Below are 12376 nucleotides of genomic sequence, written 5' to 3' on the forward strand. Positions count from 1 at the left end.
CCGCGGACGGCGAGTGCGGTCGTCAGGCACGGGTGCCGCGGACGGCGAGTGCGGACGCCAGGCACGGGTGCCACCGACGGTGGATTCGACCGTCAGACGCGGGCGCCGCCGGGCGGCGAGTGCGGACGCCAGGCACGGGTGCCGCGGACGGCGAGTGCGGTCGTCAGGCACGGGAGCCGCCGGCGGCGAGTGCGGACGCCAGGCACGGGTGCCACCGACGACGGATTCGACCGTCAGACGCGGGCGCCGCCGGGCGGCGAGTGCGGACGCCAGGCACGGGTGCCGCGGACGGCGAGTGCGGTCGTCAGGCACGGGAGCCGCCGGCGGCGAGTGCGGACGCCAGGCACGGGTGCCACCGACGGTGGATTCGGCCGTCAGACACGGGGCCCGCCGACGACGGATTCGACCCTCAGACGCAGGTTCCGCAGGCGGCGAGTTCGACCGCCCGACACGGGGCCCGCCGACGGCGGGTTCGACCCTCAGATATGGGTTCCGCCGACGGCGGGCCCGGCTGTCAGACGCGGGGACCGCCGACGGCGGGTTCGTCCGTCAGGCCTGGGTGCCGCGGAGGGCGAGTTCGGCCGTAAAGCGCGGGTCCCGCCGACGGCGAGCCCGGCGCCCGGACACGGGGACCGCCGACGGCGGACTCGGCCGTCAGGCGCGGGTGCCGCGGGCGGCGCGTGGGCACAGTTCGGCCGCCGCGTCGTGCGCCGCCGTCAGGACGGTCTTGGCCGCCCCGCCGCTGCCGCCGGTGAAGGTGTGCACGGCGGTGTCGGGCAGCAGGCGGCGCAGCCGAAGGCCGCCCTCCCCGGCATAGCAGTCCGCGGAGGCCACGGTCCTCGCGTGTGCGCCCGGCCAGTCGACCAGCCCCAGCCGCTCGCCGGCCCGTACGACGACCTCCCGGGCCAGTGCGGTGTCGACCGCGATGCCACCGGGGACCACCTGCCAGTGCCGGGTCGGCAGCCCGAGCAGGAGCAGCCCGGCCCCGACGACACGGCCGTACAGGCCGGAGCTGTCGTCCACGAAAGCGCCGAGCCCGGGCGGTTCCGCCCGGCCCAGCGTGTACTGGATCTGCCGGGTGCGCAGCCCCTGGCCGGGCAGCCCCCACCGGGCCAGGAGCGGTGGGGTCCAGGGTCCCGTGGCGACCACGAGGGCGTCACAGCGGTGCTCCGCGCCGCCCGCCACCCGTACCGCGGGGGCGGGATCGACCCCGGTCACCGGTTCTGGCAGCAGCCTGGCGCCCCCGGCGAGCGCGGCGGCCAGCAGCGCGGAGCGCAGCCGGCCCGGCGAGATGTATCCCGCGTACCGCTCCTGTACGGCCAGGGTGCCCACCGCCAGGCCGGGCAGGGCGGGCAGTTCGGCCGGCCCGGTGATCTGCCTCAGCCGGGCAGAACCGGGGATCAGCTCGTCGACCGCGTCCACCGCCCGCTGTGCGGCGCCCGGGTCGGCGTCGGGCGGCAGCGCGTAGACGGAGGGCAGTTCGCGGTATCCGGCCCATGCCCGCAGCACCGGGTCCGCCCGCAGTTCCGCGAGGCTCCAGGCCGCCCGCCGGGCGTCCAGCGGGTCCGGTTCGAAGCCGCGGACCAGCCCGCCGGAAGCGTTCGTCGCGTCCTGACCGTACGGGCCCCGCGGGGCGAAGATCTCGACCTGGGCGCCCCTGCGGGTCAGGCGCCAGGCGAGGGCGGCTCCCGCCAGCCCCGCACCGACGACGGCGACGCGCATCAGGGACCACCGCCCCGCCGCTGGTACTCGACCAGTTCGACCAGGAGGGCCGCCGGGCGCCTGAGGTAGACGAAGGCGACCCGCATGCCCGGTCGCGCCCCGGCCCGCGGCTCCTGGTCGACGATGATCAGCCCTTCGCGCCGGAGCCTGGTCAACTCGGCCTCGACGTCGTCCACTTCGAATGCCACGTGGTACAGCCCGGGGCCTTCCCGGTCCAGCCTGCCCTGGACGGCGGCTGCCGCGCCGCCGACCGGGGACACGAGCTCCACCGCGGCCTTTTCCCCGGCGGGCGACCAGAACGCACAGGCCACTCCGTAGTCGGGGGCGACTCCGTGGTCCCCCGAGGTCAGGCCGAGCAGCCTGAGGAGCTGCTCGGCCCCTTCCGGGTCCCCCGTCGCGACTCCCACATGATCAAGTTTGATGATCACACTTCATCCCCTTATGTCCCTCCCACTTCGAGGCCGGCGTTCCGGGGCCGGGCGCTACGGGCCCACCTGTTCAAGACGGGCCTGCAGTTCGTCCGCCAGCTGCCGCCACTCGTCCGCGCATTCCAGTGCCAGATTGGCGATGACCGGCAGCAGATGGGGCGGGATGTTGCTCAGCTCGCGCTCGCCCTCGCCGCAGGTGATCACCCGGCGCCGCAGCCACACCAGGACGGCCCGGCCTCGTTCGGTGAAGCGCAGTGAAGGGTCACGCTGAAGGTTCTCCAGGCACGCGAACACGTCGCCGGAGGAGGCCTTCGGCTTCCACGGCCCGGCTCGCAGCGTCCTGGCGGGCGTCACCACCGCGTCCCGGCCGGGACGCGTGTCGTCGGCCGGCGCCGGGATGTCCGGCGCGGCCGCCGTGTCGCGGTCCTGGCCGTCGACGCGCGGTGCGGCCCGGGACCCTTCGCGCTCCCCCGCGCCGCGATCGGTTCCCATGCCCTGGCCGGCGCCGGCGTCCGGGGACTCGCCCAAGGACGCGCCGCAACCAGGCCCTCGCCGCTCCCCCGGTCCGGGCTCCTGCGAAGGTCTGGTTCCGGCGCGGCCCGGATCGGGGTCCGGCTCGGGCTGTGCCTGCCCCGCGGGCTCGGCCTGCTTCTTCAGCGTGCCGGCCCGCAGGCTGTGTGCCGTGCCCACCGATACGCCCGCGGCCCTGGCGATCTCCCGTATCGAGGCCTCCGGGTAGCGCCGGATCACGTCGAGCGCCCGTCGGCGGCGCTCCTCGGCGTCGTTCGGCCTGACCCGTCCGTCCCGGCCGATCCGGGTGTTCGACTGGTCGTTCTGCACACCTGAACGCCCTCGGACGACGGCCACCGTCGTGGCGGACAGTCCGACCATCCCCGCGATGGCCCGGTCGGAGAGCTGCGGGCACATTCTGACGATGTGTTCCGTCGCCACTTTGCGTTCGGCGAGCGAGAGCGGCAGTCCGTGGGTGACATTGGTCTTGACACCGTGGATGAACGCTTCCTCGTCCGAACCGTCGAAGAACTTCACCGATATCGAGGTCTGACCGCGCAGGATCGCCGCCCGATAGCGGTGCAGGCCGTCGATGATGCGCATCCCCTGCCGGTGAACCAGGATCGGCGGTAATTCGTCGTCCGTCTCCGCCAGCCGTCGGATATGCTCTTCATCCTCCTTGACAAAGCGCGGTGACACGCCGGGCGACAAGGCATCCACCGAAACACGCACTACTAATTCCATCTGCCGTACCCTCACGTCCCAGAGAGCGGTTATCAATCCTTCACGTGCTCGGCCGCGTTCCGCCGTGCCCGCGTGCCGGCCGCCACACCGTCGCCGGGCACGGCGAATTCCCGGCCGCCGGCGCGGTGAGGAAGCGCGGCGCATGCCCCTCCACCCCGCGCCGGCGGTCGGCCGGACTTTCTCTACCTGGTCTTCACGACGAAACCGGCCTCGGCACCGTCGAGAGCGGCCAGGCACTTCTCACGTGAGGGCGCCGCGGAGGTGGCGTACGCGATCCGGCCCCAGACCGTGCCCTTCGGCGGCGGAGAGACCACCGCACCGGGTTTCACGAGCGTGACCGCCTCGTCGATCGCGGAGGGGAGGGGCTCCTTGAAACCGGCGGACTCGATGGTCGAGTCGTCCTCGCTCACGTAGAAGAAGCGCACACCGGTGACCTGTTGGCGGCTCGGCCGCACGTCGGGCGGCAGGCCGCAGGCCACCTGCGCCGCCGCGATCCCCGGGTCGATGCCCGTGGCGAGTTGCCCGATGGCCGGGATGAGGTCGCCCCCGAGCCTCCCGTTGACCTCGATGAGCCGGGGCCCGTCCGCGGTGAGCATGAACTCGGTGTGCGTCCAGCCGTCCTTGCAGCCGAGCGCCGCGTGCGCGTCGGACAGGGCGCGCCCCAGCACGGGATCGGTCAGCAGCGGATCGGCCGCGTCGACGAAGTGGCCGATCTCCTCGCTGTAGGGCGGGTAGCCGACCACCTTCCTCGCCACGAAGACCGGCGTCACGACACCGTCGTGGACCGCGGCGTCGACACTGATCTCCTCGCCGGTCACACACTCCTCGACGAGATAGGGCTCGGGCGAGTTGTAGATCACCGACGCCGGCACGTCGATGGAGCTCGTGAACGCGAACCCGGCACGCAGCGCGTCCGGGTCCTCCGCCCTGATGACCCCGAGGCTGGCCCCCAGACCGCGCGGCTTGAGGATCACGGGGTAGCCGAGTTCCTCGGCGGCCCGCAGCGCCTCGTCCAGCGTCGCGACGGGCTTCGAGGCCGGCTGCGGCACCGCCGTGGCGGCCAGGGCTGCCCTGGTCTGCGCCTTGTCACGCATGCGCCAGACCACGGCCGGGTCACCGCCCGGCAGCCCCAGCGCCTCGGCGACGTACGCGGCGGCGTGGATGCGGACCTCGTCCCAGCACAGCACTCCGCTCACGGGGGTGCTGTCGTGCAGCGCCTCGGCGGTCTTGGCCATGGCCAAGCCGTCACAGGTGTCTTTCAGGACCGTCCAGCCGTCGAGGTACGGCTTCTCCCAGCCCGGCTCCTCGGTGTGCAGGAGATGGACCCTGAACCGGGAGGCTATGGACCTGAGCAGGTATTCGCGATACGGCTGCATGCCCGATGCAACCAGGATCAGCAAAGGCTTCGCGTTCTTCTCGTCTTTTTCCTGGCTCGTCACAATGCCGCCTTTCATTACTTCAGCCGGAGTCGATCGGATCGAAGTCATGAATTATGAAACATTGCACTTCGAAGTGAAGCTACGCGCTTCGAAGTAAACCTACCGAGCATTCCGCGACCTATCGAGCCCATAGCGCGTGGACGGTAAACCGACCGTCCCCGCCTCGGACCCTCCGCGTCCGCCATGGCCGCGGCACCGCACGGTGGGGAAGCTCGCTCGACGCCTGCACGCCGGGCGGCCACCGCAGAAACACATGGTCAGAGGGGTTCCGTAGCGAGGAGGCCCGCCAAGCCTAGCCACCGGAAGCGTCCCGTGGGCACGTTCAGCTGCGCACTTTGCGCAGTCGAACAGCACTCCACAGCTGGGCAAATAAGACTATCCATACTTTCCCGCACCCAGCGTCGGCCCACCGGTCGTCCTTTCCGCTGACTCCGATTAACGTCTTCCCGACCGTATGCATTCGGCAAGAGCACGACCAGGAGAATGCCGCTCCGCGACGTACGTTCCTGGCCGCACCCCTGACATCTCGGTTCCCCCTCCAGCCACTCGCGCCCCACCGCCCTGCCTTGTCGACTTCACGGGAGTCCGGTTGCGAATACAGGTTTTCCCTCGTATGCGCAACCGGACAAACGCGACCCTTGTGCGAGGCCCCTGATACATCGACCATGATGCGGAGGAGGGAATTGGGGCCGACGGAGCCAACGTGTCCGATGGGGCGGCGCTTTCGTTCACAGTCCTCCGCACCGCGGAGGTCTGCGTCGGGCCCTCGGGCCCCTGTAACCGAAGCGAAATTCAGCCGAAACAGTCGGTGCCGTGGCCGAGTTCGTCCGGTCCGCCGTCCGGTCATGTCCGGTCGGTCCCGTCACGTCCGGTCGCGTCACGCCCGGCCCCGTCCGGTCGCGTCACGTCCGGTCATGTCGCGCGCGGCCCCGTCCGGTCCCGTCCGAACAGTGCCCAAGCCCGCTCACACCCGCCGCCCGCTCACGCCCGCCGCTCCGCACCGTCACGTGTCACGCCCCACCCGCCCGTCCGGTCGCCCGCGCACACCGGAGAACCGCCGGGCCCCGCCGCAGAACACCGAAGGAGGAGGTCCGTCATGCCGAGCCTGACGAAGTCCGAGGCAAGTGAACGCACGGCCACGATCACCGTGGACGCCTATGAGGTGGCTCTCGATCTCACCACAGGCCCCGACACGTTCCGCTCCGTCACGACCATCCGGTTCCGCTCGCCGCGGCCCGGCGCCGGCACGTTCGTCGATCTGCACCCCGACAGGCCGGTGTCCGCGACGCTCAACGGACGCCCCGTCGACCTCAGCCGACTCGCGTCCGGCAGGCTGCCGTTGACCGATCTGGCGGCGGACAACGAACTGGTCGTCACCGCGGACATGCGGTACTCGAACAGCAACCAGGGCCTGCACCGCTACCGCGACCCCGCGGACGGCGAGGAGTACGTGTACGGCTTCCCCTATGTGGACCAGGCCCCGCGGATCTTCGCCTGCTTCGATCAGCCGGATCTCAAGGCGCCGTTCACGTTCACCGTCACCGTGCCGTCCCACTGGCGGCTGTTCGCCACGGCGGAGACCTCGGAGGTCTCGCCCGGTCACTGGCGGGCCGGCCCGACCGCGCCGCAGGCGACCTACCTCACCACGGTGGCGGCGGGGCCGTTCGAGTCCTTCTCCGCGCAGCACGGCGACATCCGGCTCGGCCTGCACTGCCGGGCCTCCCTGAGCGAGGCGCTGAAGGGCGACATCGACGAGCTCTTCACGGTGACCCGCCAGTGCCTCGACGAGTGCCGGCGGCTGTTCGGAGTGGCCTATCCCGGCACGAAGTTCGACCAGATGTTCGTGCCCGAGTTCAGCGTCCTCTCGCTCGACCACCCCGGCCTCGTGCTGTTGCGCGAGCAGTACGTGTTCAGCTCGGCCGCCTCCCGCAGCGAGCGGGAGACCAGGGCCGTCGTCCTCGCGCACGGGATCTCCCTGATGTGGATGGCCGGCCTGGTCACCAACGCCTGGTGGGACGACACCTGGCTCGGTCAGGTGTTCGCCGACTACCTCGCGCACCGCATCACCAGCGAGGTCACCGAGTTCACCGGCCCGCCGACCACGTTCGCGGCACGGCGCAAGGGACAGGCGTACCTCGCCGACCAGCGCCCCTCCACCCACCCGGTCAGCCTGGAGGCGGAGGATGTCGCCTCGGCCCTGCTCGGCCTCGACCGCATCTCGTACTTCAAGGGGCACTCCGCGCTGCGCCAGCTAGCCGCGACGATCGGCGACGACGCCCTTCGCGCGGGACTGCGCACGTACATGGAGCGGCACGCCCACTCCACTGCCACATACAGCGACTTCCTGACGGCTCTGGGCTCGGTCGCGGGCTCCGGAACGGAAGTGGATCTCGGCGACTGGTCGGACACCTGGCTCAGGAACGCCAACGTCAACACGTTCCAGGCGGAGATCACCACGGAGGGCGGCAGGATCACCGCGGCGGCCGTGACGCAGACGGCGCCGCCCAGCCATCCGGTGCTTCGCCACCACACCCTGGGCATCGGCCTGTACGGGCCCGACGGGAGGTCCGACCTGGTGCGAGCCGTCCTCACGGGCCCGCGCACCGAACTTCCGGACCTCGTCGGGCTGCGGGCACCGGATCTGCTCCTGCTCAACGACGGCGACCTGACGTACGCGAAGATCCGCTTCGACGCGGCGTCGCTCGCCGCGCTCCCCCGCCTCCTGCCGGACCTGTCACCCATCAACCGGGCCATGGTGTGGTGCCAGTTGCTGCTGTCCGTTCAGGACGGGGTGTACCCGGCCGCCTCCCACGTCGCGCTGGTCGCGAAGATGGTCGCCGAGGAGGACGAACTGTCCATCCTCACGGAAGTCCTGGAGCAAGCCCGGTTCGACGTGGTCGACCGGTTCCTGCTGCCGGCCGAGCGGCCGGAGGCGATGAGGACAGTGGCCTCGGCCCTGCGCGAAAGGCTGGAACGTACCACCCCGCAAGACCCGGTCCGTCTGACGCTGCTGCGCGCGCTGATCGACTTCTCCGACGACACCGCGGAGTTGCTCGGCCTTCTCGCGGACGACGGAGCGGACGCGGACGCTCCGTCCGATCCGCTCTTCGACGGCGACCTGCGCTGGCGCATCCGCCTGAGGCTGTCGGTGCTCGGTGCCTACAGTGCGCCGGACATCGCGCGGGCCCATGCCCGGGAGCCGGGCCAACAGGCCAACGAGGGTGCTCTCAAGTGCCGTTCCGCGCTGCCGGAGGCCGCTGCCAAGGAAGAGGCCTGGAACACGATCTTCTCCTCGGGCGACAGGTCGAACTACGAAGTGCTGTCTCTGGCGGCCGGATTCTGGCAGCCCGAGCAGGCGGACCTGATCGCGGACTATGCCGGCCGGTTCTTCGACGAAGCGCCGAAACTCGCCGAACACCATGGCGACCTGGTCCTCGATCTGCTGGTCAAGGCCCTCTACCCACGCCATTTCGCGACACCTGCCACCGTGGCCGCGGCCCGGCGGCTGCTGGCCTCGCAGGATCTGCCGACCGCTCTGCGCCGTGCCATGGCGGACCAGACCGACGACCTGTCCAGGGCGGCCGAAGCACGCGCCGTCGCGGCTCGCCGCTCCGGTCTGTAACCGCCGGGGGAGCCGCGCCGCCCGTAGGGCCGAAGGCGGCCCACGGCGCCCGTAGGGCCGGGCGCGACCCGCGCCGGCCGTACGGCCGAACGGGGCAACCGCCCGCGGCCGCGATTCCGCTCACTTCCCGTCAGTCGGCTGGTGAGCGGCAGAAACCCTGCGGTCCCTGTCGGTTCTGCCGGTTGCGGGAGCGCCGTCCGCCTCGACAGACTCTCTCTGGGCCGACCTCGCACAGCCAGGTTTCGGGGGGTACGGCGCTCCGTCCCCTCTCCCATCGACTCCGGTCACACCCCGGCGTGCCGGCCTCTTCCCCGCGTACCGTGTCCGGGAGGTCACTTTCATGTTCAGTCGTGTCTGGCTGTTGCTCCTGGCAGTCGGGACATTCGCCATCGGCACCGACGGATACGTCATCACCGGTCTGCTGCCGGAGATCGGCCACGACCTCGGAGTCTCCGACGGTGACGCCGGCCAGCTCATCACGGTGTTCGCCCTGACCTACGCCATCGGCGCCCCTCTGCTGGCCGTGGCGATCGGTTCGTGGCAGCGCAAGCCGGTCCTCGTCACCAGCCTCTCCGTGTTCTCACTATCGAACGCCTGTATGATACTGGTGCATTCCTACCCCGAGATGATGGCTCTCAGGGTGCTGGCGGCACTGAGCGCGGCAGCCTTCACCCCCGCCGCGGCGGCCGCGGTTCCGGCCCTGGTGCCGTCGGACCAACGCGGCAGGGCACTCGGCACGGTGAGCGCGGGCATCGCGATGTCGACGGCGATCGGAGTGCCTCTCGGCACCCTGGTGGGCGGCGCGTTCGGCTGGCGCACCACCTTCCTCGCCATCGCCGTGTTCACCGCGCTGTCCGCCGCGGGGCTGGCGATCTGGCTGTCACCGCTCGGCGCCGCCGCCACGGCCGGTGTCAGGGCGCGCGTCGCCGCCGGCCGGGCCCCCGGGGTGCCGAGCGCTCTCCTGGTCACCATGCTGTGGATCGCCGGCGCGTTCACCCTGCTGACCTACCTCAGTTCCGTGCTCGCCACCCTGGGCGGCATCCACGGCGGCGCGCTGAGTATCTGGCTTGCGGTCTACGGCGTCGCCGCCGTCTCGGGCAACGCCCTCGGCGGACGGGCGGCCGACCGGCTGCCCACGTCCCGCCTCACTGTCGTGAGCACGGGCGGGCTGACGATCGCGCTCGCCTCGTTCGGCCTGCTCGGCTCCCTGGGGGCACGGGGCGCGACCGGAGCCGGCTGGGCCCTGGTCGGACTGGTGGTCTGGGGCATCTTCGGATGGTCGTTCGCCCCGATCCAACAGCACCGTCTCGTCGAGCTCGCACCGGACTCGGCAGGCGTCGTCCTGTCGCTGAACGGCAGCGCGATCTACCTCGGCATCTCGCTGGGCGGGTTCCTCGGGTCGATCGCGATCGGCCGCGGTGGTGCGACCGCGGTGGGGTGGACCGCCACCGCCATCGAAGTGTGTGCCACCGCCGCGGCGCTCACCCTCGCGCTCCGTGCCGGGGCACGTACCCGACAAGAGCCTGCCATGCCCGCTCCGATGCCTGACGTACACGACGACGAGGAGACGTCCACGCTGAAACCGTGACAGGGGCGCGGTGCCGCGGGCGGCAGCGACCGCGGTACCGCGCCGGGCCGTTCGGGCCGCGCTTTCCACGCATCACACCGCGCGTACGCGTGCCGTACCCGCCGGCCCGCCCGGTCCTGGGCCGATCACCCATGCCACGCGGCACGCGGCAGGTCGGTATGTGGGGACTCTCCCACCCACTCCCGCACATGACGGGTTCGCGTCGACAAGAGACGCGTCCGACAACACAACGGAGACGCCCATGACCGGTGATCCGATCACCGATGTTTTCCTGACTCTCGCGATCCTGCTGGGCGTCGTGGCCTGCTTCGGAGCCGCCGCCCGCCGACTCGGCCAGCCCGCCGTCATAGGTGAGATCCTGGCGGGTGTTCTCGTCGGCCCCGCCTTACTGCCCCACAGTGTCACCAGCGCCCTCATGCCCGCCGACGCCAAGCCGGCCATCTCTGCACTGGGCAACGTCGGCCTGGCCGCGTTCATGTGCGTCATGGGGCACGGCATCAACAACTCCCGTCTGCGGCCCGGGGAGCGTACGGCGGTGGGGCTCGCCATCGGCTCCTCGCTCGTCCCGCTCGCGGGCGGCATCCTCGTGGCGCTGCCGCTGGCCGGCACGTACGCACCGGGCGACCACACCGCGTTCGTACTCTTCGTCGGCGTCGCGGTCTCCGTCACAGCGCTCCCGGTACTGGCGAGGATTCTGGCCGACCGGGGACTCACCCGGGCCCCTTTGAGCGGTACGGCGCTGACGGCCGCCGCCATCGGCGACCTGTTCGCCTGGGCCTGCCTGGCGGGTGTACTGGTGCTGGCGCACCACAGCGACCAGTGGCGGCTGGCCCTGCTGCCCCTCTACCTGGTGGCGTTCCCGGCCCTCGTCCGCCCCCTCCTGTCCCGCGTCCTGAGCCGGTCCCGCCGCAAGGACACCGCACCGGCCCTGCTCTTCCCCCTCTTCGTCGCGGGGCTCGTCCTGTCCGGAGCCGCCGCCGAGTGGCTGGGAATCCACTTCATCTTCGGGGCCTTCGCCTTCGGCTGGGCCATGCCCGCCATGGGCCGGGACCACCCGGGCAGCCGGGTGCTCGAACGGATGGAGATCACGAGTTCCTGGCTGCTGCCGCTGTACTTCGTGCTGGCGGGCGCGAACGTCGCCTTCTCAGGAGCGGTCGGCCTGGGAACACTGGTCACACTGCTCGCCGTGCTGGCCGTCGCGATCGGCACGAAGGCGATCGGCGCGTACGCCGGCGCCCGCGCGTTCGGCGCGCCGCACGACGACGCGTTCCCCCTCGCCGTGCTGATGAACACGCGCGGTCTCACCGAGATCGTCGTCCTGTCCGTCGCCCTTCAAGCACGGCTCATCGACCCGACGTTCTACTCCATCATGGTCGTGGTGGCCCTGGTGACCACCGCGATGACCGGCCCCGTCCTGCGGTTCACCAAGCTGCGGACGCCGCCTCCCCACGAGGAGGCGCCCGACGAGTTCCAGGACGGACCCGGTCGCGCGGTACCCGTCGCGTCCCGGGCCGACGATCCGGCAGGGCACCGCGAGGGGCCGCTCTGAGACAACCTGAGACAACGCTGTACGGGCCCCGGCGGCCGGAACGTGTCCGCCGCGGGGCCCGTCCGGCGCGTGGGAACACACCGTTTCGAGGATCTCTCGGCGGCGAGCGGGCCGGCCGGCTGGTGGCTCTGGTCCGGTCGGTGCGGTCGACGTTCGAACTCGGTTGCGCGGTCGAGGTCTTCGGCACGGAGCGGGCCGGGTGCCGCCGCGCTACGCGTTCGAGGTGTGCGCGGAGTCGCCCGGTCAGGTGCGCACCACAGCCGGGTACGCGATGCACGTAATGCGCGGCCTGGCCGCGCTGGATCGCGCGGACACCGTGATCATCCCGGGGTGGCCGCCGGTGGAGGCACCGCTCTCCGGCGCCGTACTGCACGCACTGCTGCGGGCCCACGCACGCGGAGCGAGGCTGGTCACGATCTGTTCCGGCGTGTTCGCGCCGGCCAGGACGGGCCTGCTGGACGGGCGGCCGGCGACCACGCACTGGGCGCGCCGAGCAGTTGCGGCGGGAGTTCCCCGGCCTCTTGGCGGCGCGCAATAATTCATATTTAATAGTCGCGATGTCGTGCTCGCGCCCTCCGGAGTCACCGGGGCTCCCCCGCCCTCGGGCGAACACCCCCTCGCCGTACGCCGTTTCGCAGAGCGCTTCGCAGAGCGGAACGCAGTCATCACGGGCGCGTGCGCCGAGCCACGTCCTCACGGCCGGGCGCCGTCGTCACGGCACGGGCGCCGGCACCACCGCCCTCGCGGGCGCGCCCGCACGCCCCCGTTCCCTTC

Annotated in this window: 8 protein-coding genes; 4 read left to right on the plus strand and 4 right to left on the minus strand. The window is 71.5% G+C overall.

Annotated elements, in window-relative coordinates; translation table 11 throughout:
- Positions 1-654: 654 nt before the first annotated feature.
- The 4 genes from LCE31_RS27875 to LCE31_RS27890 form a co-directional block, all read right to left on the minus strand.
- The gene (locus LCE31_RS27875) at positions 655-1722 is read right to left on the minus strand and encodes an FAD-dependent oxidoreductase (protein ID WP_225018996.1); all 1068 of its coding nucleotides are present in this window, start codon (positions 1720-1722) and stop codon (positions 655-657) included.
- Positions 1722-2129 carry a VOC family protein gene (locus LCE31_RS27880; protein WP_308042315.1) on the minus strand — a complete coding sequence of 136 codons (408 nt, stop codon included), beginning with the start codon at positions 2127-2129 and terminating at the stop codon, positions 1722-1724. Before LCE31_RS27880 ends, LCE31_RS27875 begins: the two co-directional genes overlap by 1 nt.
- Before the next feature lie 75 nt (positions 2130-2204).
- A complete protein-coding gene (locus LCE31_RS27885) occupies positions 2205-3404 on the minus strand; it encodes a ParB/RepB/Spo0J family partition protein (protein WP_225019000.1) in 1200 nt (399 codons plus the stop codon).
- 182 nt (positions 3405-3586) lie between these two features.
- A complete protein-coding gene (locus tag LCE31_RS27890; RefSeq protein WP_225019002.1) occupies positions 3587-4843 on the minus strand; it encodes an ATP-grasp domain-containing protein in 1257 nt (418 codons plus the stop codon).
- Positions 4844-5939: 1096 nt separating this feature from the next.
- Here LCE31_RS27890 and pepN point away from each other — a divergent pair.
- From pepN to LCE31_RS27910, 4 genes are all read left to right on the plus strand, one after another.
- Positions 5940-8465 carry an aminopeptidase N gene (gene pepN / locus LCE31_RS27895; protein ID WP_225019004.1) on the plus strand — a complete coding sequence of 842 codons (2526 nt, stop codon included), beginning with the start codon at positions 5940-5942 and terminating at the stop codon, positions 8463-8465.
- A 340-nt stretch (positions 8466-8805) separates the two neighbouring features.
- The gene (locus LCE31_RS27900) at positions 8806-10053 is read left to right on the plus strand and encodes an MFS transporter (RefSeq protein WP_225019006.1); all 1248 of its coding nucleotides are present in this window, start codon (positions 8806-8808) and stop codon (positions 10051-10053) included.
- Between the two features lie 241 nt (positions 10054-10294).
- The gene (locus tag LCE31_RS27905) at positions 10295-11602 is read left to right on the plus strand and encodes a cation:proton antiporter (RefSeq protein ID WP_225019008.1); all 1308 of its coding nucleotides are present in this window, start codon (positions 10295-10297) and stop codon (positions 11600-11602) included.
- A gap of 199 nt (positions 11603-11801) precedes the next feature.
- Positions 11802-12140, plus strand: coding sequence for a DJ-1/PfpI family protein (locus tag LCE31_RS27910; RefSeq protein ID WP_308042316.1), 339 nt, complete (start codon positions 11802-11804; stop codon positions 12138-12140).
- The last annotated feature ends 236 nt before the right edge of the window (positions 12141-12376 follow it).

Origin of the sequence: Streptomyces sp. 8L (assembly GCF_020176795.1) — a bacterium.
GTDB lineage: Bacteria > Actinomycetota > Actinomycetes > Streptomycetales > Streptomycetaceae > Streptomyces.